Source organism: Allobosea minatitlanensis, assembly GCF_964020775.1.
The window spans coordinates 2,105,403-2,126,224 of the sequence record NZ_OZ224509.1 but is presented as its reverse complement, the minus strand read 5'-3'; the positions used below and the strand labels follow the sequence as shown (position 1 = coordinate 2,126,224).

Genomic DNA, 20,822 nt, shown 5'->3' with positions numbered 1-20,822 from the left:
CGTCATCGGCCCGCGCGTCCGGCAAAGGGCAGGACCGGCGGCCGGGCGGAGCGGCGGCGCACATGGATCGGCGCGAAGGCCTCCTCCTGGCGGATATCGAGCACGCCCTCGCGCACCATTTCGAGCATGGCCGACAGGGCCGAGGCCCGCACCGTCGCCCTCATCTCCCCGGCCGGCAATCCATGCGAGCGCATATACGCGTTGAGATAAGCGTCGATCTCGGTCCAGTCCCCGGCCTCGCCGACCAGCCGCTGCAGGGCCTCGCGCGCCTCGACCAGCGACCAGACGGCGCGGTGGCCGACCGAGATATGCCCCTGCACCCGCTTCTGCCGCTGCTGGGCATAGGCGGCGAGGAGGTCGTAGAGCTCCGCCTCCCAGACCGGCCGGGCGCCGGCGACGATCTCCTCGGGCGCGCCGCGCGCGAAGACATCCTGTCCGAGCCGCTCGCGGGCGGAGAGCCTGTTCGCCGCGGCCCGGATCGCCTCCAGCCGGCGCAGGCGCAGCGCCAGCGAGGTGGCGAGGTCGGCCGCGCTCGGCTCCTCTCCCCGGGGTGGCTCCGGCAGCAGCAGCCGCGACTTCAGATAGGCGAGCCAAGCCGCCATCACGAGATAATCGGCGGCGAGCTCCAGCCGCAGCGCCCGCGCCTCCTCGACGAAGGCGAGATACTGCTCCGCCAGCGCCAGGATCGAGATCCGGTGCAGATCGACCTTCTGGCGGCGCGCGAGGTCGAGCAGCAAGTCGAGCGGCCCTTCATAGCCGTCGACATCGACGACGAGCGCCGGCTCGCCCGCGGACCGGGCGCGATCCTCCTCGAATGGCAGTTCGGCCGTCATGCTGGCCTGCCCTCACCCCGCCTCGTCCCCATGCGGACATCCCCGCCGCAGCGTCGGCCCTGCGGTCGCCCGGGATGATAGCGCATGGGAAGACTTCATCTGCCCCGCGGGCAGATTCGGCCTTTCAGCCCTGCAACGCAAGCGCGCTCGCGAGTTCGGCGCGGGCGGCGTCGCGATCGAGCGGCTCCGGCTCGTGGCGGATGCGGCCGAGCGCGGCGGCGGCCCGGCGGGCCCGCGCGCCCTTCATCTCCGGCACGGCGCCCGCGACGGCGACCATCTCCTCCATGATGCCGTGGCAATGCAGGATCACGTCGACGCCGGCGCGGATGGCTGCCCGCGCTTTCGCCGCGAAGGAGCCGGAGAGCGCCTTCATCGAGATGTCGTCGGTCATGATCAGCCCGTCGAAGCCGATCTCGCCGCGCATGATCCCGCGCACGATCTTCCGCGAGACGGTCGCCGGATGCTTCGGGTCGAGCGCGGTGAAGACGACATGGGCCGTCATCGCCAGCGGCATGTCGGCGAGATGGCGGAAGGGCCGGAAATCATGCGCCCGGAGCGCGTCGAGCGTCGCCTCGACGACCGGCAGGTCGTGATGGCTGTCGGCCCGCGCCCGGCCATGGCCCGGCATGTGCTTCACCACCGGCAGCACGCCGCCGGCGATCAGCCCCTCCGCCGCCGCCCGGCCGAGCCGCGCGACCTGGTCCGGGTCGTGGGCATAGGCGCGGTCGCCGATCACGTCATGGCTGCCGGCGACCGGCACGTCGAGCACCGGCAGGCAGTCGACGTCGATGCCGACAGCCTTGAGGTCATGCGCCATCAGCCGCGCCGAGAGCCGGACGATCTCGCGCTGGCGCACCGGGTCGTTGATGGCGAGGAAGGCGCGCGCCGGCGGGTATTTCGGCCAGAGCGGCGGCCCCATGCGCTGCACCCGCCCGCCCTCCTGGTCGATCAGGATCGGGGCGTGCCAGCCGACGGTCTCGCGCATCTCGGTCGTCAGTGCCGCGACCTGCTCGGGCGACTGCGTGTTGCGCCTGAACAGGATGAAGCCCCAGGGCCGCGCATCGCGGAAGAAGGCGCGCTCGTCCGGGGTGAGGCTCGTGCCGAGGCAGCCGGCGATGAAGGCGCGCGAGGTCATGGCACCCGGTTAGGAAGTGGTGGTGGCGCGGTCAAGCGCTGGCACGGCAGCATTTGAAGTCATCCCGGACAAGCCGCCTTCGGCGGCGGCGATCCGGGATCCATGCCTGAGCCGATATCGGAAAGGTTCCGGCATGGATCCCGGGTCGACCTGCGGTCGCCCGGGATGACTCGCTCTGTCTCACTTCACCTGCTGGAAGTTCTGCGCGTTGAAGGCGTCGAAGGGCAGTTCGGCGATGCGGAACCAGAGCTGCTCCTTCTTCCAGTAGGGCAGGAAGGAATCGTAGAAGGTCTTGAACTGCGGGTTGCTGGCGGCGAGCTCGGCATACATCGCGAAGGCTTCCTTGTAGGCCGCCGCCATCACCTCCTGCGGGAAGGCGCGCATCTCCGCCCCGGCGCCGACCAGCCTGACCAGCGCGTCGGGATTGCCATGGTCGTATTTCGCCACGCACAGCGCATTGGCCTCGGCGCAGGCCGCCTCGACGATCGCCTTGTAGGAGGCCGGCAGCGCGTTCCACTTGTCCATATTGGCGAGGAAGCTGACATTGGCGTTCCCCTCCCAGAAGCCCGGGTAATAGTAATATTTCGCCACCCGGACGAAGCCGAGCTTCTCGTCGTCGAACGGCCCGGAGAACTCGACCGCGTCGAGCGTGCCGCGCTCCAGCGCCGGATAGATGTCGGCGCCGCCGATGGTCTGCGGCACGACGCCGAGGCGCGCCATGATCCGCCCGCCGAGGCCGGCGATGCGGAACTTCAGCCCCTTCAGATCCTCCAGCGTCTTGATCTCCTTGCGGAACCAGCCGCCCATCTGGGCGCCGGTGTTGCCCGAGGGGATCGTGTAGCAGTTGTAGCCCTTCATGAAGGCGCGGCAGAGCTCGAGGCCGCCGCCCTGGTAGAGCCAGGCGTTCTGCTGGCGGGTGTTGAAGCCGAAGGGCAGCGAGGTCTCGAAGGCGAAGGCCGGGTCCTTGCCGATATAGAAGCTCGACAGCGTGTGGCTGCACTCGATGGTGCCGTTCTGCACCGCGTCGAGCGCCTGCAGCGCGGGCACGATCTCGCCGGCCGCGAAGACCTGGATCTGGAAATTGTTGTCGGTCGCCTCGGCCACGCGCTTGGCGACATGGGTCGAGATTCCGTAGAGCGTGTCGAGGCTCTTGGGATAGCTGGAGGCCAGCCGCCAGTTGATCTTGGGCTGCGACTGCGCGATGGCGGGCGCCGCGATGACGGCGCTGCCGGCAGCCCCCGCCCCGGCGACCTTGACGAATTTGCGACGGTCCATGGCTCATCCTCCGCTCGATGCTTCAACGCGATGGCGGCCGAGACCGCGGGCGCATCGTTGACTGCTAAGTCGCATGCGGATTCAGGCGCCGCAAGAGCCCTGTCGCCCCGGCCCGCGGCCGCCCCGCCGGCAAGACCCGCCCGCGGAGAAAAAACAGGAAAACGCAAGAAAAAAGGGCAGCGCCGCAAGCGCTGCCCTTTGCCGGGGGGTATGGGGCCCCGGCGTCAGTTCTTGGCGATGAAGCACTGGCCGCCGGCAGCCTGGAGCTGCGAGCACATCGAGGTCGCGCCGTCGCGGGAATAGGGGCCGACGCGCAGCCGGTAGACCGTCTTGCCGCCGGCGAGCTCGGTCCTGCGGATGATCGGCGACTGGCCGCCGAGCTGCTGCGGATATTTGCGCTGCAAGGCCGCGAAGGTCGCCTTGGCCTCCTGCTCGCTGCCCGGCGCGCCGAGCTGCACCACGAAATCGCCCGTGCCGGCGCGAATCGCGCTGTTGGCGGGAGCCGTAGCAGCGGCGGGCGGCGCGCTGGCGAGGCGCATCGGGGCGGCAGGCGTCGTCGCGGCCGGCGTCGTCGCGCGCTCCTGCGCCTTCGGCGCGGGCTGCGGCGCGGCGGCGGCCGGGGGCAGGCTCATGCTGCCGGGGCTGCCGGCGATGGAACGCGCGGGGGCGGAACCCGTCGCCAGCGGCCGGCTGCCATTGGCATCGGCCGCGGCCGCGGCCTGCGCCGGAGTGCCGTCGGGCCGGATCGCGACCGTGCGGACCTTGCGGGGCTCGCCCAGGCCCGGAACGGCCGGCATCGGCGTCAGCGCCGGCTCGGGCATGACGATGCTGCGCTGCGCCGCATCGGGCGCGGGAGCCGTGGCAGGGGCCGCCTCGGCGGCGCCGGCGCCCGGCCCGGCCAGGACGACCCGCGACGGCATCGTGCGGGCGGCCTCCTGGATGTCGACCGGCTGCTCCTGGTTGTCGACGAGCTTGGTCTGGCCCTGCGGGGACTCGGCCGAGCGCTCGTAGATCTGCTTGTTCTGATTCGGAATTTCGGTGCCGCCGGGATTGGCCGGCTCGACCTTCACCGGGCCGCTATCGGCGGCGATCACCGGCGGCTGCCCGTCCTTGGAGGCCGAGCCCCCGCGCAGCAGCATGGTCCCGCCGACGCCGATCACGCCGATCGCGATCACCGCGGCGGCGGCCCAGAGCCCCTTGCGCGAGCGGCGCGGCTCGAGATCGGGCATGTCGTCTTCATCGTAGTCCGGCTGATAGGCCGGCTGCGCCGCGGCATAGCCATGGGGCGCCATCGCCGGCTCGTGGGCCGGCTGGTAGAAGCCCTGCTCCTCGTCGAGGTCGCGGGCGGCGGCGACGCCATGCCCCTGCCCCGGCTGGGCATAGGCAGGCTCGGCATAGGCGGGCAGCGCGGGCGGAATGTCGTCGTCCTCGGCCGCGGCCTGGTGCGGCCGGTAGGCCTGCTGCGGCCAGGCCGGGGCCTGCGCCGGCGCGGCCCGGCGCTCGGGCTCCGTCCGGCGCAGCAGGGCCTCGAACTCGTCGAGGGCGCCGCGCAGTTCGGCCGGCGGTTCGGAGACGGGCGCGGGCACCGGCGCCGGACGCGGCGGCACCACCGCGAGGCCCGGCTCCTGCCGCATCGCCGGCTGCGCGGCCTGCGGCCGCCGCTCGGCGAAGATGTCCTTGAGCGGATCGTCCTGGCCGACGATGCGGGTCAGCTCCGCCAGCGGGTCCGGCGACGCAGCGGGACGCTGCGTCTGCCCGGCCGCGCGCAGCTGGCGCTCGAGGTCTTCGAGATCGAGCGCGAAACGATTCCTAGCTGGCTCACTCATGGCATGATCCATTCCAGCACAAGCCGCCTCCCCCTATGGAGAGCCGGAAACTCTGTGCGGTCAACCTGACCTTGTGCGCGCCGGCGGAAAGCGACCGTCAGCGCATCTCTTCCGGCGCCGCAACTCCGGCGACAGCCAGACCGGAAGCAAGGACGCCGCGCACCGCATGCACAAACGCCAATCTCGCCAAGGTCGACTTTCGATCAGTTTGATTAACGAACCGTAATTGGGGTGAATCCTTGCCCTTGTTCCAGAGCGAGTGGAAGGCGCTCGCCAGCTCGTGCACGAAGAAGGCGACGCGATGCGGCTCATGCGCCGCCGCCGCGGCCTCGATGATCCGCGGATAGGCGGCGATCAACTTGACGATGCCGATCTCCGCCTCGTCGGTCAGGATCGCGAGATCCGCCTCGGCCAGCGCCGCCGGCGACAGGTCGAGATCGGGGAAGGCCTCGCGCGCCTGCCGGAAGATCGAGGCGCAGCGGGCATGGGCGTACTGCACGTAGAAGACCGGGTTGTCCTTCGACTGCTCGACCACCTTGGCGAGATCGAAATCCAGCGTCGCGTCGTTCTTGCGGAAGATCATCATGAAGCGCACGGCGTCGCGGCCGACCTCGTCGATGACCTCGCGCAGCGTCACGAAGTCGCCGGAGCGCTTCGACATCCTGACCTGTTCGCCGTTGCGCAGCAGCCGGACGAGCTGGCAGAGCTTGACGTCGAGCGAGCCCTGCCCGTTCGTCACCGCCTTGACCGCCGCCTGCATGCGCTTGACGTAGCCGCCATGGTCGGCGCCCCAGACGTCGATCATGCCGGGGAAGCCGCGCATGAACTTGGAGCGGTGATAGGCGATGTCGTTGGCGAAATAGGTGTAGCTGCCGTCCGACTTCAGCAGCGGCCGGTCGACGTCGTCGCCGAAGCGGGTGGCGCGGAACAGGGTCTGCTCGCGGTCCTCCCAATCCTCGTCCTTCTGGCCCTTGGGCGGCGGCAGGCGGCCCTCATAGACGAGGTCGCGCGCGCGCAGATCCTCGATCGTCTGGTGCACGGCGTTGGAATTGCCGTCCCGTCCCTGCAGGGAGCGTTCCGAGAAGAACACGTCATGGACGACGCCGAGCGCGGCGAGGTCGTCGCGGATCATCGCCATCATGCCGTCGATCGCGGCCTGGCGGACGAGCGGAAGCCAATCCCATTCGGCCTTGTCGCGCAGCGCCGGCCCGTATTGCTCGGCGAGGGCCTTGCCGACCGAGATCAGGTAATCGCCCGGATAGAGCCCCTCGGGGATCGCGCCGATCTCCTCGCCCAGCGCCTCGCGATAGCGCAGGAAAGCGGAACGGGCGAGCACGTCGACCTGCGCGCCGGCATCGTTGATGTAGTATTCGCGCGTCACGTCATGGCCGGCGAAGGCGAGCAGGCTGGCCAGCGCATCGCCGAACACCGCGCCGCGGCCATGGCCGACATGCATCGGCCCGGTCGGGTTGGCCGAGACGTATTCGACATTGATCCGCGGGGCCGGCTTCGGCGTGCCGCGGCCGTAATCGGTGCCCGCCGCGATCGCGGCTTTCAGCACCGCGGTGAACACCGCCGGCTGCAGCGTCAGATTGATGAAGCCGGGCCCCGCGATCTCGGCCCTGACGATCTCCGGGTCCTTCGCCAGCTCCTCGACCAGCAGCCCGGCCAGGGCGCGCGGATTGGTGCCCGCCTCCTTGGCCAGCACCATCGCGGCATTGGTGGCGAGGTCGCCATGCGCCGGATCCTTGGTCGGCTCGACCACGACGCGCCCGAGATCGAGCCCGGCCGGAAGCGCGCCTCGCTCGGCCAGGGCCGAAAGCGCGGCATGGAGACGGGCGGAATAGGTCTCGAACAGGTTCATCGCGGTCTTGATCATGGAGGAAAAGCCGCCCGGCCCTATCGCAGCGAGGGGGTGGCGTCAAACAGGCGCCGATGCTCGTCGAGTGCGTACCAGTCGGTCATCCCGGCGATATAGTCGGCGATGCGGCGCATTCGGCGCGCCTCGTCGAGCTCCGCGCAGCCGGCCGCCCACTCCGCCGGCATCGCCGCCGGATCGGCGCTGAAGCGCGCGAACAGGTCGCGCACCACCTGCGCCGCATCCTCCCTGATCGGCGCGATGCGCGGATGGCGGTACATGTTCGGATAGAGGAAGCCCTTGATGTCGCGGTCGGCCACCGCGATCGCCGGCGAGAAGGCGATGACCGGCCCGTCCGCCCGCCGGATCGCATCGGCATCGGCCGGCGCCAGCGCGGCCAGGCGCCGTTGCGATTCGGCGATCACGTCCTCGACGAAGCGGGTGATGACGCGGCGCACCAGCTCGTTCGTGGCGCGCACCCGCTCCAGCCCCGGATGCAGCCGCTCGATCTCGTCGAGCAGCCCGGCGAGAAAGGGCACGGCCCTGAGCTCGGCATGGCCGAACAGCCCGGCGCGCAGGCCGTCGTCGATGTCGTGGGCGTTGTAGGCGATGTCGTCGGCGAGCGCGGCGGCCTGCGCCTCGGCCGAGGCATAGCTGTCGAGCCAGAGGTCCTGCCGGTGCTGGTATTCCACGATCGCCGCCGGAATGCCGGTCTCGGCATAGCGCGCCGTCGGGCGCCCCTCATGGTCGAGCAGCGGGCCGTTGTGCTTGACCAGCCCCTCCAGCGTCTCCCAGCTCAGGTTGAGGCCGTCGAAATCGGCATAGCGCCGCTCCAGCCGCGTCACGATCCTGAGCGTCTGGGCGTTGTGATCGAAACCGCCGAAGCCGGCCATGCATTCGTCGAGAGCATCCTCGCCGGTATGGCCGAAGGGCGTGTGGCCGAGATCGTGCGCCAGCGCCAGCGCCTCCGCCAGGTCCTCGTCAAGCCCGAGCGCCCGCGCCAGGGCGCGCGCGATCTGGCCGACCTCGATCGTATGGGTCAGGCGGGTGCGGTAATGGTCGCCCTCATGCGAGACGAAGACCTGCGTCTTGTGCATAAGCCGCCGGAATGCAGTCGAATGGATGATGCGGTCGCGGTCGCGCTGGAACTCGCCGCGCGTGGGAGAAACCGGCTCGCCGACGAGCCGCCCGCGGCTCAGACCGGAACGGCAGGCATAGGGCGCGCGCCAGCGCTCGCCCGGCTCGTGGTCGGCGGCGCCCTGGCCGAATCGCGGGAATGGGCCTTGTGATGACGGCATAACGGCCTCGTCGCGCCCGCCTGCTTGTGGAGGCGCTGCCGGGCCATTACCTTTCCGGGCAGCAAGGGTGCAAGGAGCATCTGCCGAGGAGCCGAACATGTCGACCGATCTCGCGGTCAATCCGCGCGGCATCGAAGTAACTGCCAACGCCGCCAGGCGCATCCTCTCCGTGATGGCGCAGGAGCCTCCCGGCTCGATGCTCCGCGTCAGCGTCTCCGGCGGCGGCTGTTCCGGTTTCCAGTACGTCTTCGACGTCGAGCGGGAGAAGGCGCCGGACGATCTCGTCATCGAGCGCGACGGCGCCACCGTCCTGATCGACGAGACCTCGCTCGACCTGCTCGCCGGCTGCACCATCGACTTCGTCGACGACCTGGTCGGCCAGTCCTTCCGGATCACCAACCCGAACGCGACCAGCTCCTGCGGCTGCGGGACGTCCTTCGCGATCTGAAGCGCCGGCGGCGCTCCCGCTCAGGCCACCCGTTCCGCGTCGCGGGGACCGGCCGGGCCGAGAACCTTGCCCAGCCGGCTGACGGCCGTGCCCAGCACCACCTCGCCGAAGACGCGCACCAGATCGCGGTCGAGCTTGCCGCCCATGCCGACCAGGACGGCGAAGGCCTCGCCCGGCGGCAGCGGCTGCTTGTAGGAGCGGCGCTCGATCAGCGCGGCATAGATGTCGCAGATCGTGATCACCCGCACCGGGTCAGAGATCCGCTCCGCCCCGATCCCCCGCGGATAGCCCGACCCGTCGAGCATCTCGTGATGCGACAGCACCGCGTCGAGGACCAGCGGGGCGAAGCCCCCCTGCGCGACCAGCATGTCGTGGCCGATCTGCGGATGGCGGCAGATGATCGCGCGCTCCTCGGGCGTCAGCGGCCCCTCCTTGCGCAGGATGTCGAGCGGGATGCGCGCCTTGCCGATGTCATGCAGGACCGCGGCGCCGGTGATCAGTTGCCGGTCAGCCTCGCTGAAGCCGAGCTTGTGCGCGAAGGCGGCGACCAGCCCCGAAACGAGCAGGCAATGCTGGTAGGTCGCGTCGTCATGGCGCCAGACCAGGTCGAGCCAGGCGTCGAGATCGGCATCGGCGGCCGCCCGGTTGATCGCCTCGACCCCGTCATGGATGAGCTGGACCGGCAGCGCGTCGCCGGAGCCCGCCGCCTCGAGCAGATCGGCGAAGGCGGCGGAGGCCCGGACGAAGCGGCGCTGCTGCGCCGCCTGCGGCCCCGCCTCCTGCAGGAGCCCGAGCAGCGCGCCCACCCGGTCGAGCAGCGCGGGCTGCGCGGTCGCGGCCGGCAGGACCACCCTCGCGCCGAGCGCGTTCGCCTGCATCTGGCAGCGCGCCGACATGTCCCGGAGCAGGAACAGGAACGGAGTGCCCCCGCGCCGGTGCGGCGCCAGCGCGGCGCGCGCCGCGCCGATCGTCGCCGGATCGGACAGGTCGAGATCGACGATCAGGATCCGGCCGGAGGCGGCGGCGATCGCATCGGTCTCGGCGAGATCGAAGCTCCGGCACGCTCCCCAGACCGAGAGCGCGCGCTGCAACGCCAGACGCTGCCGGTCACGATCGCTGACGAGAAGGATGATGGGGCGAAACCTCCGGCGGAAACGCCTTATTCTAGCCCAAGGGATTGAGGAACCGTAAAAGCCGCTTGCCGAAACCCGCGCTATCTGCGGCATGAAACGAAAAAGCCGGCGGAAGCCCCGCCGGCGCGTTCGTTCCACCGCTTCCGGGCGCGTCAATGCGCGGCGGAGGCCCCGCCCGCCTCGAGCCGGACCTCGGCCGCCATCAGGCCCTTCGGCCCGGGGCCGTAGCGCACCAGCACGGTCTGCCCGGGCACCAGCTCGACGAGGCCGTAGCGGCGCAGCGTCTCCATATGCACGAAGACGTCAGGCGCGCCCTCGCCCTTCGAGACGAAGCCGAAGCCGCGCAGCCGGTTGAACCACTTCACCACCATGCGTTCCAGCCCGCTGGTCGGCGCGACGGTGACGTTGGTGCGGGCGAGCGGCATCTCCGAAGGATGGCGCGCCGCGGTGGTGTCGATCGAGAGAACGCGGACCGCCTGGCGCCCGCGCGGCTTCTCGACCGCCTCGAGCACGATGCGAGCGCCTTCCGCTATGGCGTTGAACCCGTCGCGTTTCAGGATGGTGACGTGAAGCAGAACATCGGCGCCGCCGGCCTCGGGCACCACGAAACCGTAGCCCTTGGAGACGTCGAACCATTTGACGTAGCCGGTGACCTCGACGGGCACGTCCGCGACGCCATGCGCCGGACCGTCCAGCCGCACGACGCGGTTCAATGACTGAATGGGACCCATCGGTGGCCGCCCGCTCTCACCGAATTCGTCGGACATGTGCCGCTCACCCCACGCAGAACGTCTTGATTCGTGCCGTCACGATAGCACCGCTGCGGATTCGGGATACACCCCCCATCGGATCTTCCACATGATCCGGCGGCAACGATCGTGCCCGCAGATGGAATCGGCGCCCGCACCATCACCCGCGCCCCGGCGGTGGAGGCCGGCTCCGGCGTGCCCGCCGCGCTCAGGAAAGCAGCGGCGCCAGCGCCCGGCCGCTTTCGGCACGGATCACCAGATCGGCGATCGGGTCGAGCTCGGTCGGCTCGCGGTTGAGGATGACGAGCCGCGCGCCCTGGCGCTTGGCGATGACCGGCAGCGTCGCCGCCGGGAAGACCACCAGCGACGAGCCGACGACGAGGAAGAGATCGCATTCGAGCGCCAGCTCCTGGGCCCGCATCATCGCCGCCTGCGGCATGGCCTGGCCGAAGGAGATCGTCGCCGACTTCACCGGCCCGGCGCAGATCAGGCAGGCGGGCGGCTCGCCAGTTTCCTCGAAGGCGTGGCGGATCGCCGCCAGCTCGTGGCGCCAGCCGCAGTTCAGGCAGGTCGCATAGGTGCCGTTGCCGTGCAGCTCGACGATCCGGTCCTCCGGGACGCCCGAGGCCTGGTGCAGCCCGTCGATGTTCTGCGTCACGATCGCCGGCGAGCGCCCCTCCGCGACCAGCCGCGCCAGCGCCCGGTGGCCGATATTCGGCTGCGCGCCGCGGTAATGGTCGTCCATCGCGAATTTGCGCCGCCAGGCCTCGATGCGCGCCTCGCGGCTCGCCACGAAGGCGTCGAACGGGATCGGCTTGTTGACCATCCAGGGCGAGCCGGCCGAGCGGAAGTCCGGCACCCCCAATTCCGTCGAGATGCCGGCGCCGGTGAAGCTGACGATGCTATCCGCCCGGTCGAGCATGGCATGCAGCTCGGCGATCGCATCCTCGGTCTCGTCCTGCATCGGCTCTCACCCGGTCCCGGAATGGGAAACGTTCCAGATATGGCGGAGGGTTGCGACGCTTCCAAGGCGATTGACGCGCGGCCCGCGCCGCCCCAAAGCAGGCCTGCCATGCCGACCTCCCCGTCCCCCGCGCTGAACCCCGACCTCCTCGACACCGGCACGCCACCGATCCCGGAGGCGCAGGGCTGGGCGCGCCGCTATGACGGCGCCCGCGGCCCGCTGGTCGACCTGTCGCAGGCGGTGCCCGGCTCGGCCCCGCCGGAGGCCCTGCTGCGCCGGCTGGCGGAGGCGGCGGCCGAGCCCGGCAATGCGCGCTATGGCGGCATCACCGGCGACGCCGCCCTGCGCGAGGGCTATGCCGCCGAGATCTCGCGAATCTACGGCGCCGCCTTCAGCCCGGCCGAGGTCGCGATCACCTCCGGCTGCAACCAGGCCTATGTCGTGACGATGATGGCGCTGGCGCGGGCCGGCGACAACGTGCTGCTGCCGACGCCCTGGTATTTCAACCACGAGATGACGCTGACCATGCTCGGCGTCGAATCGCGGCCGCTGCCCTGCGCGCCGGAATCCGGCTTCGTTCCCGATGTCGCCACCGCCGAGGCGCTGATCGACGCCCGCACCCGCGCCATCGTGCTGGTGACGCCGAACAACCCGACGGGCGCGGTCTACCCGCCCGAGACCATCGCCGCCTTCGCCGCGCTCTGCGCCCGGCGCGGGCTCTGGCTCGTGCTCGACGAAACCTATCGCGACTTCCTGCCGGGAGACGCTTCCAGGCCGCATGAGGTCTTCGCCGCAAGCGGCTGGCGGGATTCGGTGATCGGGCTCTACAGCTTCTCCAAGGCCTATGCCGTTCCGGGCTGGCGCCTGGGCGCGATCACGGCCGGCGAGCCGGTCGTCGCCCAGATCGGCAAGGTGCTCGACTGCATCCAGATCAACCCGGTCCGCAGCGGGCAGGCCGCGGTGAGCTGGGGCATCGACGGCATCCGCGCCTGGCGCGAGCGCAACCGCGCCGAGATCAACGCCCGCGCCGGCCTGTTCCGCGCGACGATGACGCCGCTGAACGGCTGGCGCGTGCTCTCGGCCGGCGCCTATTTCGCCTATGTCGCCCATCCCTTCGCGGGCGCCAGGGCGGCCGAGGTGGCGCAGCGCCTGGCGCAGGAGCGCGGCGTACTCGCCCTGCCCGGCCCCTATTTCGGCCCTGGCCAGGAAGCGCATCTGCGGATCGCCATCGCCAATGTCGCGGCCGAGCGGATCGCCCTGCTCGGCGAACGGCTGACCGGGTTTTCGCTCTGAGGCCCGCCTTCGCTTCGGGCCGCCGCAGCCGCCGCCACGGCGAGCGAAGCAAAGCCATCCGCCGGGCCTGGTCGGGCCGCCCGAGCCTTGGGCCCGGAATGAGGCCTCGGATCGCTACCGGAACAGCGCCGCGTAGCGGTCGCGATAGGCAAAGGCCAGCACCGCGCCCAGACCGGCGACGATGATCGCGACCGGAATGCCCTGCACGTTCAGAACGAAGTGGAAGAACACGATCACCGTCAGGATCGGGGCGATCAGGACGAGACCGAAGGCCGGAGCCAGGTTGAACAGCAGGCTCGTGCCGCCGACCAGGTTCACCACCTTGATCAGGGGCCAGAGGAATCCCGATTGCTGCAGGGCCGCCTCGAAAGCGAGCCCGCGCTCGCTGGTGGGCGGATGGATCAGGTTCTCGCCGGTTGCCAGCCACCAGAAGCCGTCGACGGCGCTGACGAGGAAAAGCAGTCCGAGCAGGACGCGCGGGATCGTAACGAGAAACACGGTCTTCATGATCATCCCCAACCGACAATGGAAGGGCCGGCCCGCTTCGCAGCGGTGCCGGCCCCTGCGCAAAGGTCGCGCGGAAACGCGGTCGGGTTCAAGCGGTCGCGGCCGGTGTCACATCGTCGCGCCGATCTGCCAGGGCACGTATTCGGCGTCGCCATAGCCGAGCTGCTCGGATTTGGTCCGTTCGCCCGAGGCGACCTTGAGCAGCTTCTCGAAGATCTCGCGGCCCTTCTGCTCGAGCGAGACTCCGTCGAGCACGTCGCCGCAATTGATGTCCATGTCGTCGATCATCTTCTCGTAGATCGGCGTGTTGGTCGCCAGCTTCATCGAGGGCGTCGGCTTGCAGCCATAGGCGGAGCCCCTGCCCGTCGTGAAGGCGAGGATGTTGGCGCCGCCGGCGACCTGCCCCGTCGCCGCGACCGGATCGTAGCCGGGCGTGTCCATGTAGACGAAGCCCTTCGCCTTCACCGGCTCGGCATAGTGGTAGACCGCCGACATCGTCTTGGTGCCGCCCTTGGCGGCCGCGCCCAGCGACTTCTCCAGGATGGTGGTCAGCCCGCCCGCCTTGTTCCCCGGCGAGGGGTTGTTGTTCATGCTCATCCGGGCGCGCTCGGTATAGTCCTCCCACCATTTGATGATGCCGACGAGCTTCTCGCCGACCTCGCGCGTCGCGGCCCGCCGCGTCAGCAGGTGCTCGGCGCCGTAGATCTCCGGCGTCTCGGAGAGGATCGCCGTGCCGCCATGCTCGACGAGGATGTCGACGGCCGCGCCCAGCGCGGGATTGGCGGTGATGCCGGAATAGCCGTCCGAGCCGCCGCACTGCAAAGCCAGCATCAGCTCGGAGGCCGGCACGGTCTCGCGCCTGGCCCGGTTGGCGATCGGCAGCATCACCTTCAGCGCCTCGATGCCGGCGGCGACCGCCTTCCTGGTCCCGCCCGTCTCCTGGATCGTTAGCGTGCGGAAGACGTCGCTCTCGGTGACGCCATAGGCCTCCTTCATGCGGCTGATCTGGAAGCCCTCGCAGCCGAGGCCGACGACCAGCACCGCCGCCATGTTGGGGTTGCAGGCATAGCCCCAGGTGGTGCGCTTCAGCACCTCGAAGCTCTCGCCGTTGTAGTCGATGCCGCAGCCGGTGCCGTGGGTCAGGGCGATGACGCCGTCGACATTGGGGTAATCGGCGAGCAGGCCGGAGCGCTTGACCTCCTCGGCCATGAAGCGCGCGGCCGAGGCCGAGCAGTTCACCGAGGTCAGGATGCCGACATAGTTGCGCGTGCCGGCCTTGCCGTTGGCGCGGCGGAAGCCCTCGAAGGTCGCCTGCCGCTCGACCGGCAGCACGAATTCGGGTTTTGCCTCGGCGGCATAGGCGTAGTCCCGCTCGAAGGCGTGGAAGCCGGTGTTGTGCTCATGCACCCAGTCGCCGGGCAAGATGTCGCCGGTGGCGAAGCCGATGATCTGGCCGAATTTGCGGATCGGCTCGTCCTTTGCGATCGGCGCGATCGCCATCTTGTGCCCGCGCGGAATGCGCTTCAGCGCCTCGACGCCGGCGGCCGTGACGCCGGCATCCACGGGGTCGACCGCGACGACGACGTTGTCGGCTGCGTTGAGCTTCAGCGTGCGGGGCGGAGCGGCTTTGTCGAGCATGGCGAAACGAAGGTCCCTCTCGCCGCAATCTGCGGCGTCCGCCCTAGAGATGCGCTCAATCCTGCCCGTTTTCAATCGGTTCAAAAGAGCGGCGGCCCCGCGCGCGCCGCAACGGAAGAAGCCCGGCCGTCAAGGCCGGGCTTCCCGAAACGCTGCATCGCAGGACGCCATCGGCGCGGACCGGCCGCGCCGCGGGTCACGAGCCGGAGATCACTTGCCGGCGATCACTTGCCGGCGGCGGCCGGAGCCGACTTGGCGACGATGCCCTCGAACGGCTTGTAGGCGTCCTTGGCGAGGGCCGTGTAGAGCTCGCCCATCTTGGTGAGCTGGGCGACGGCGCCCTCGAACGAGTTCTTGACGAAATCGGCCTGGATCTCGAGGGCCTTGTCGAAGGTCTTCACGCCGGCGAGCTTCTCGAGCGTGGCGGTGCCGGCCTCGAAGGACTTCTTGGCGTAGTCGGTGGCCTCGACGGCGATGGTCTGGACGCCCTTGGAGGTGGCGCCGAAGGCCTTCAGAGCGGCGTCGACGTTCTCTTTGGAGGCTTTCTGGAAGGTCTCGAACTGCTGGATCATGGCTATCTCCTGGCACGCTGGGTGCCCACTCAGGTGGCGAGCCGTGCAAGGCCCGGTCGTGTCGCCCCAAGGTCGTATGAAGAGATCACCACCGGGGACTGCCGCTATATTGTGCAGCGCAACATGAATGTCAAGCGGACGCTGCAATGCACCAAGCGCAGATCGTTCCGGTCGCAACCGTTCAATTTTTAACGGCTCCGTAACCGCGTCGTCCTAACCTCCCCTACTGTGTCCTTCGCGCCACGTGGCGGCGCGGGATCGGACTTGTGAGCGTTGAGTTCGGGGCCTTTCATGGTGTTTGGTTGCGTTGGGTTGCGGCGTCCGCGTCTGCGGGTCGCCGCCGGGCTGATCGGGATGGTCGCCGTGGCGGCCACCATGGCCGCTTCCCCCGCCGAGGCGCGCAAGCGCCGTCATCACGCGTCCGGCGGCGGCTACACGCCGCCCTATGCCGCGATGGTGGTCGACGTGAAGACCGGCCGCACGCTGCATGCGGTCAACGAGGATGCGGCGCGCATCCCCGCCTCGCTGACCAAGGTCATGACGCTCTACATGCTGTTCGAGCAGATGGAGCGCGGCCGCTTCGACATGGATTCCGAGCTCAAGGTCTCGTCCTACGCGGCCTCGCAGCCGCCGACCAAGCTCGGCCTGCGCCCCGGCTCGACGCTCTCCGTCAGCGACGCCATCAAGAGCATGATCACCCTCTCGGCCAACGACGCCTCCGTCGTGGTGGCCGAGAACATCGCCGGCTCCGAGGCCGCCTTCGCCGAGATGATGACGCGCAAGGCACGCTCGCTCGGCATGGCCTCGACGCGCTTCTCCAATGCCAACGGCCTGCCGGCCTCGCCGCCGAACATCACCACGGCGCGCGACCTCACCATTCTCGCCCGCGCCATCCAGGAGCGCTTCCCGCGCTATTTCCCGCTCTTCCAGACCCGCGCCTTCCAGTATGGCAACCGCACCATCCGCGGCCATAACCGCCTGCTCGGCAAGGTCGAGGGCGTCGACGGCATCAAGACCGGCTACACCCGCGCTTCGGGCTTCAACCTGATGACCTCCGCCAAGGCCGGCGGCCGGCAGATCGTCTCGATCGTGCTCGGCGGCCGTTCCGGGGCCTCCCGCGACAAGATCATGACCGATCTCGTCCTCGCCAACCTGCCGCGTGCCTCCACCAGCGGCCGCGCCGCGGTGATGGTCGCCGAGGCGCCGGAGCGCGAGGAGCGCGCCCGCCCCGAGGAGCGCGTCCGGCCGGAGGAGCGCCCGCGCCTCGCCACCGCCGAGCCCGCGCCGATCCCGGTGCCGCGCCCGGAGACCGTCTCCGCGCCTCTGCCGGCGGTCGCCCGCGCCTATGCGCCGATGCCGACCCAGACCCCGATCGCGCCGCCGCGCCCGGTGCCCGCCGGCCAGCCGCTGCAGATCTCCAACATGCGCCCGGTCACCGCGACCACGACGCCTTCGGCGATGCGCTGGTCGATCGGCGCCCAGCCGGCCGACGCCAAGGTCCTGCGGCCGCCGGCGAACGTCGACACCACCTCCTCGATTGCCAGGCTGCCCGAGCCGGCCGCCGAGCCCGTGAAGGTCGCCGAGGCGAAGGCCGTGCCGGCCGCCGCCAGCGCCGTCCGCAAGGCGGAGCCCGCCCCGGCCAGGGCCCAGGCGCCCGAGCCCGCGCCGGCGATGTCGCACCAGGCCGCGGTCGTCGCCTCCGGCAAATGGGTGATCCAGCTCGGCGCCACCGACGACGAAGCCAAGGCCAAGGAGATCCTGGCCCGTGCCCGCGCCAAGGCCGCCGGCCCGCTCGCCAGCGCCTCGCCCTTCACCGAGAAGGTCGAGAAGGGCGGGTCCACCCTGTTCCGCGCCCGCTTCGCCGGCTTCGACGACTCGAAGGACGCGCAGAACGCCTGCGCCAAGCTGAAGCGGGGCGGCTTCTCCTGCTTCGCCACCAAGAGCTGACCGGCCCGGGAAAGGAGTTCACGCCATGTCGCCGACCTATTCCCAGAACCCGGCCCTATCCGCGCTTCAGAAGGACGTCCTTGGCCTGGTTGACGCGAGCGGCAAGGCCGCTCGTACCGCCGGCATCCGGGTGAATCCGCTTCATCAGAGCCCGGTGGGCTTCGCGGACCGCCTCCTCGCCCGCCCCCGGCTGAAGCCCCAGGATCTCGTAGGCCTCCTGCTGCGTCATCGCGCCCGCGCCCGGCGCGCCGCGCTGCCCCGCGTCACCGTCACGCTGAGCGTCTTCACGCCAGCCGGGCGACCGGCGGTCGAGATAAGCCTCTAGCAGGCGGGCGCCCTCGGCGTCGTGCGCCAGGCAGTCGCGCATCAGCGCGCCGAGCTCGGCCGTCCCGAGACTGTCGAGGTCGCGCCCGGCATAGGCGCCGCTCCTGACCCGGCCGCGCATCGCGCCGCTGTCGTGGTCGAGCTCCATCTCCAGCAGGAGCGACTGCACCCGGGAGGTCGCGCCCGGCGTCGGCCCGGCGCGGTCGGCCCAGGGAAAGCGGATGCCGCCCGGGCCGGTCGCGCTCCAGCCGAGCAGCCAGGTGCCGATGCCGCCGAGGAAGATCGCCATGTCCATGCGCCCGCGCGCCATCAGCAGCGCCGCGACGCCGAGCGAGGCGACGCCGCCCACCGTCTTGCCGAGCTTGGCCAGGACCTTCGGATTGGCGCCGGCGAAGAGCTTCGCCAGCCACCAGACCAGGATGAGGACGGCGACGCCGTAGAGCAGCCCCACTAGCGCTCTCCATCCATGGCGGCGATCAGCCCCTTCACGGCCGGGCTTTCGCCGGCGAGCCGGAGCATCGCCGCGCGCCCGCCTGCGGCATAGGCGGCGGCGGCGCGCAGCAATTCCAGCAGCGAGGCCGGCGCCGAGACGTCGAAGCGCGCATGCGCCCCGCCGGTCAACCGCGCGATCGCCGCGAAGGCGCGGGCCGCCACGGGATCGTTCCCCTCCTGGAAGACGAAGCCGCGGATACCGCGCAGCCCGAGCTCGCCGGCAAGGCCGGCCAGCACATTGGCGTCCTCCTCCATCGCGTCGCCGACGAAGACGAAGGCCCGCAGCGGCACGCGCCGCGCCTCGTCGCGCACATGCCGCAGCACCCGCGCGATCTGCGTCTGCCCGCCCTCGCAGGCGATGCGCCCCATCAACCCCTTGAGGCGACCGGGCTCGCCGACCCAGCCCGAGGCCCGGCATTCGCCGAGCCCGCGGAAATAGACGAGCTGCACCGCGAGCCCGCCGCCGGATTCTGACCCCTTGGCCGCGACCTCGAACATCCGCCCCTGCAGCGAGCAGGCGAGGTCCCAGGTCGGCTGCCGGCTCATCGTCGCGTCGAGCGCGAAGACGAGGCGTCCCGCCGTCCCGGCGGCGAGCGGCGCCAGCCGCCTGGCGGCGCCGAGAAAGCGGTCGATCTCGCCCGGCCGCGACGCTTCCGCGGCGGATCGCCCCGCCGCACGGCCCACGGCCCGGTCGTTCTTGTCGCTCATGACCTGTCGGCGGCCTTCCTGAATCGCATCCTGCCCCGATCCTGATATTGGCCAGAGCGGCCGCATTTGCTACCCGTCCGCCGGGTGGAGGAAACGAGAATGGCCGGGATCACGATTTTCGAGACGGTTGCCGCGATGCGCGAAGCCGTCGCGGGCTGGCATGCGGCCGGCGAAGAGGTCGCGCTGGTCCCGACCATGGGCGCCCTGCACGAGGGCCATATCGCGCTGGTGACGGAGGGCCGGCGCCATGCGCGCCGAACCATCGTCTCGATCTTCGTCAACCCGACCCAGTTCGCGCCGCACGAGGATTTCAAGAAATACCCGCGCACCTTCGACGACGACTGCGCCAAGCTCGTCGCCGCCGGCGCCGACGCCGTCTATTTCCCCTCCGTCGAGGAGATGTACCCGGCCGGCTTCGCCACGCGCGTTCTGCTGCTGGGCCCTGCCGCCGTCGGGCTGGAGGATCGCTTCCGGCCGACGCATTTCGAAGGCGTGGCAACGGTCTGCTGCAAGCTCTTCACGCAGTCGCGCGCCGACCACGCCGTCTTCGGCGAGAAGGACTACCAGCAGCTCAAGGTCGTCACCCGCATGGCGGCCGATCTCGACCTCGGCATCCGCATCGTGCCGCTGGCGACGATCCGCGAGGCCGACGGCCTCGCCATGTCCTCGCGCAACCGCTATCTCTCGGCCGAGCATCGCGCGCTGGCGCCGACGCTGCATCGCGCGATGCAGGATCTCGCCGCGCGCATCCGCAACGAGGATCCGCTGTTCCAGGCGGTCTCGGATGCGCAGAACGAGATCATCACGGCCGGCTTCGAGCTGGACTATCTGGAAGCGCGCCACGCCGAGACCCTGGCGCCGGTCACATCGCTGGCGGACGGCCCGATGCGCCTGCTGATCGCGGCGCGCATCGGCGGCACGCGGCTGCTTGACAATATCGCGGTCTGAACGGGCGTTCTACAGCAGCCCCAATCCCGCCAGCTCGCGCCGCATCGCCTCCGGCATCTCGCCGAGATCGCCGCCATGCTCGGCGAGGTCGCGCGGGGCGTCTTTCGCCAGTAGGTAGCGCCAGCCCTGGAAGGGGCGGAACGGGCGCGGCTCCACCGGCACCACCACCGGCTCCATCACCAGATGGCAGCGGCCGATGCCCTCGGCATCGGTGAAGGGCCGGATGCCGGTCAATCGCTGGCGCGCCGCGATCTGCCCCTTGATCACCCAGTAGAGCGAGCCGCCGTCGAGGATCTCGTCGATCTTCTTCGGCACCATGCGCGTGGTGTGCAGTTGCTCGGCCGGCTCGCCGCGCCCCCGGCGCTGCGCCATCCGCTCCTCGACCCAGCCCTCGAGATCCGAGATCGATTCCGCGCCGACGCAGAGCTTGAGCAGGTGAAGGGCCATGTCCGCAAAATAGGCGCGGGCACGGCATGGAGCCAGCCTCCGCCGCGCTTCTCCACAGACGGGCTTCAGCGGGCGTGGGCGAGCACGTTGACCAGCCGTCCGAACGGGTCGCGCAGGAAGAAGCGCCGCACGCCCCAGGGCTCGTCGGCCGGGCCGTATTCGATCGCCAGCCCCGCCGCCGCGACCCTGGCCAGCACCGCCTCGAGATCGTCGACCTCGATCGACAAATCCGGCACCGGCGCGCCGGAGCCGCCCTCGCTGGCGAAGCCGAGCTGCGGCCCGGCCGGGTCGCCCTCCGCCGCGCAGATCCGGATCCAGCCATGGTCCATGACGGGGTGCATGTCGAAAAGGCCGCCGTAGAAGGGTTTCGCGCGCTCCGGTTCGGCGGTTAGCATGTTCACGACGATACGCTTCACCGTCATCGTTG

General features: G+C 70.3%; 21 protein-coding genes. 5 read left to right on the top strand and 16 right to left on the bottom strand.

Annotation, left to right across the window (positions count from 1 at the left end):
• Window positions 1–2: 2 nt before the first annotated feature.
• The 6 genes from ACWH43_RS10580 to ACWH43_RS10555 all read right to left on the bottom strand — a co-directional run bounded on the left by ACWH43_RS10580 (window position 3) and on the right by ACWH43_RS10555 (window position 8,126).
• Window positions 3–833, bottom strand: a complete 831-nt coding sequence (locus tag ACWH43_RS10580; RefSeq protein ID WP_158443335.1) for a segregation and condensation protein A — start codon at window positions 831–833, stop codon at window positions 3–5.
• Window positions 834–957: 124 nt separating this feature from the next.
• Complete coding sequence (gene nagZ / locus ACWH43_RS10575) at window positions 958–1,968, bottom strand: beta-N-acetylhexosaminidase (protein WP_158448236.1); 1,011 nt, start codon at window positions 1,966–1,968, stop codon at window positions 958–960.
• 180 nt (window positions 1,969–2,148) lie between these two features.
• A complete protein-coding gene (locus tag ACWH43_RS10570; protein WP_158443336.1) occupies window positions 2,149–3,243 on the bottom strand; it encodes a TRAP transporter substrate-binding protein in 1,095 nt (364 codons plus the stop codon).
• Window positions 3,244–3,467: 224 nt separating this feature from the next.
• Entirely contained in the window at window positions 3,468–5,069 is a 1,602-nt protein-coding gene (locus tag ACWH43_RS10565) for an SPOR domain-containing protein (RefSeq protein ID WP_377785395.1), read from the bottom strand.
• 97 nt (window positions 5,070–5,166) lie between these two features.
• The gene (argS, locus tag ACWH43_RS10560; RefSeq protein ID WP_158443411.1) at window positions 5,167–6,933 is read right to left on the bottom strand and encodes an arginine--tRNA ligase; all 1,767 of its coding nucleotides are present in this window, start codon (window positions 6,931–6,933) and stop codon (window positions 5,167–5,169) included.
• Window positions 6,934–6,968: 35 nt separating this feature from the next.
• Complete coding sequence (locus ACWH43_RS10555; RefSeq protein ID WP_260349322.1) at window positions 6,969–8,126, bottom strand: deoxyguanosinetriphosphate triphosphohydrolase; 1,158 nt, start codon at window positions 8,124–8,126, stop codon at window positions 6,969–6,971.
• Here ACWH43_RS10555 and ACWH43_RS10550 point away from each other — a divergent pair.
• Window positions 8,046–8,216, top strand: coding sequence for a hypothetical protein (locus tag ACWH43_RS10550; RefSeq protein ID WP_260349323.1), 171 nt, complete (start codon window positions 8,046–8,048; stop codon window positions 8,214–8,216). The genes ACWH43_RS10555 and ACWH43_RS10550 overlap by 81 nt on opposite strands.
• 106 nt (window positions 8,217–8,322) lie before the next feature.
• Window positions 8,323–8,673, top strand: coding sequence for a HesB/IscA family protein (locus ACWH43_RS10545; protein ID WP_158443339.1), 351 nt, complete (start codon window positions 8,323–8,325; stop codon window positions 8,671–8,673).
• A gap of 20 nt (window positions 8,674–8,693) precedes the next feature.
• On the opposite strand, the gene ACWH43_RS10540 is transcribed toward ACWH43_RS10545, so the two are convergent.
• The 3 genes from ACWH43_RS10540 to ACWH43_RS10530 form a co-directional block, all read right to left on the bottom strand.
• The gene (locus ACWH43_RS10540) at window positions 8,694–9,764 is read right to left on the bottom strand and encodes an HD-GYP domain-containing protein (RefSeq protein WP_260349306.1); all 1,071 of its coding nucleotides are present in this window, start codon (window positions 9,762–9,764) and stop codon (window positions 8,694–8,696) included.
• A 194-nt stretch (window positions 9,765–9,958) separates the two neighbouring features.
• Window positions 9,959–10,573: a cold-shock protein gene (locus ACWH43_RS10535; RefSeq protein WP_158443341.1), complete on the bottom strand. Its 615-nt coding sequence runs from the start codon at window positions 10,571–10,573 to the stop codon at window positions 9,959–9,961.
• A 190-nt stretch (window positions 10,574–10,763) separates the two neighbouring features.
• On the bottom strand, window positions 10,764–11,519 hold the full coding sequence (locus tag ACWH43_RS10530) for an SIR2 family NAD-dependent protein deacylase (RefSeq protein WP_448153456.1): 756 nt from the start codon (window positions 11,517–11,519) through the stop codon (window positions 10,764–10,766).
• Between the two features lie 108 nt (window positions 11,520–11,627).
• Between ACWH43_RS10530 and ACWH43_RS10525 the strand changes: the two genes are divergently transcribed.
• Complete coding sequence (locus ACWH43_RS10525; protein ID WP_158443343.1) at window positions 11,628–12,812, top strand: aminotransferase; 1,185 nt, start codon at window positions 11,628–11,630, stop codon at window positions 12,810–12,812.
• A gap of 114 nt (window positions 12,813–12,926) precedes the next feature.
• Here ACWH43_RS10525 and ACWH43_RS10520 read toward each other — a convergent pair whose 3' ends face one another.
• The 3 genes from ACWH43_RS10520 to ACWH43_RS10510 all read right to left on the bottom strand — a co-directional run bounded on the left by ACWH43_RS10520 (window position 12,927) and on the right by ACWH43_RS10510 (window position 15,529).
• Entirely contained in the window at window positions 12,927–13,319 is a 393-nt protein-coding gene (locus tag ACWH43_RS10520; RefSeq protein ID WP_158443344.1) for a DoxX family protein, read from the bottom strand.
• 108 nt (window positions 13,320–13,427) lie between these two features.
• Complete coding sequence (locus ACWH43_RS10515) at window positions 13,428–14,957, bottom strand: UxaA family hydrolase (RefSeq protein WP_158443345.1); 1,530 nt, start codon at window positions 14,955–14,957, stop codon at window positions 13,428–13,430.
• Window positions 14,958–15,181: 224 nt separating this feature from the next.
• The gene (locus tag ACWH43_RS10510; RefSeq protein ID WP_158443346.1) at window positions 15,182–15,529 is read right to left on the bottom strand and encodes a phasin family protein; all 348 of its coding nucleotides are present in this window, start codon (window positions 15,527–15,529) and stop codon (window positions 15,182–15,184) included.
• Window positions 15,530–15,883: 354 nt separating this feature from the next.
• Here ACWH43_RS10510 and ACWH43_RS10505 point away from each other — a divergent pair, with 354 nt between their 5' ends.
• Window positions 15,884–17,476 (top strand): serine hydrolase, encoded by a 1,593-nt coding sequence (locus ACWH43_RS10505; protein ID WP_158443412.1) that lies wholly within the window; start codon window positions 15,884–15,886, stop codon window positions 17,474–17,476.
• Between the two features lie 55 nt (window positions 17,477–17,531).
• On the opposite strand, the gene ACWH43_RS10500 is transcribed toward ACWH43_RS10505, so the two are convergent.
• Both ACWH43_RS10500 and ACWH43_RS10495 read right to left on the bottom strand, forming a co-directional pair.
• A complete protein-coding gene (locus ACWH43_RS10500; RefSeq protein ID WP_158443347.1) occupies window positions 17,532–18,251 on the bottom strand; it encodes a DnaJ domain-containing protein in 720 nt (239 codons plus the stop codon).
• A complete protein-coding gene (locus ACWH43_RS10495) occupies window positions 18,251–19,000 on the bottom strand; it encodes a VWA domain-containing protein (RefSeq protein ID WP_448153455.1) in 750 nt (249 codons plus the stop codon). The genes ACWH43_RS10500 and ACWH43_RS10495 overlap by 1 nt, the downstream gene beginning before the upstream one ends.
• Before the next feature lie 99 nt (window positions 19,001–19,099).
• On the opposite strand from ACWH43_RS10495, the gene panC reads away from it, so the two are divergent.
• Window positions 19,100–19,948 carry a pantoate--beta-alanine ligase gene (gene panC / locus ACWH43_RS10490; protein WP_158443349.1) on the top strand — a complete coding sequence of 283 codons (849 nt, stop codon included), beginning with the start codon at window positions 19,100–19,102 and terminating at the stop codon, window positions 19,946–19,948.
• A gap of 9 nt (window positions 19,949–19,957) precedes the next feature.
• Here panC and ACWH43_RS10485 read toward each other — a convergent pair whose 3' ends face one another.
• Window positions 19,958–20,395, bottom strand: a complete 438-nt coding sequence (locus ACWH43_RS10485; protein WP_158443350.1) for a DUF1489 family protein — start codon at window positions 20,393–20,395, stop codon at window positions 19,958–19,960.
• A gap of 65 nt (window positions 20,396–20,460) precedes the next feature.
• Window positions 20,461–20,817: a VOC family protein gene (locus ACWH43_RS10480; RefSeq protein WP_158443351.1), complete on the bottom strand. Its 357-nt coding sequence runs from the start codon at window positions 20,815–20,817 to the stop codon at window positions 20,461–20,463.
• Window positions 20,818–20,822: the final 5 nt, after the last annotated feature.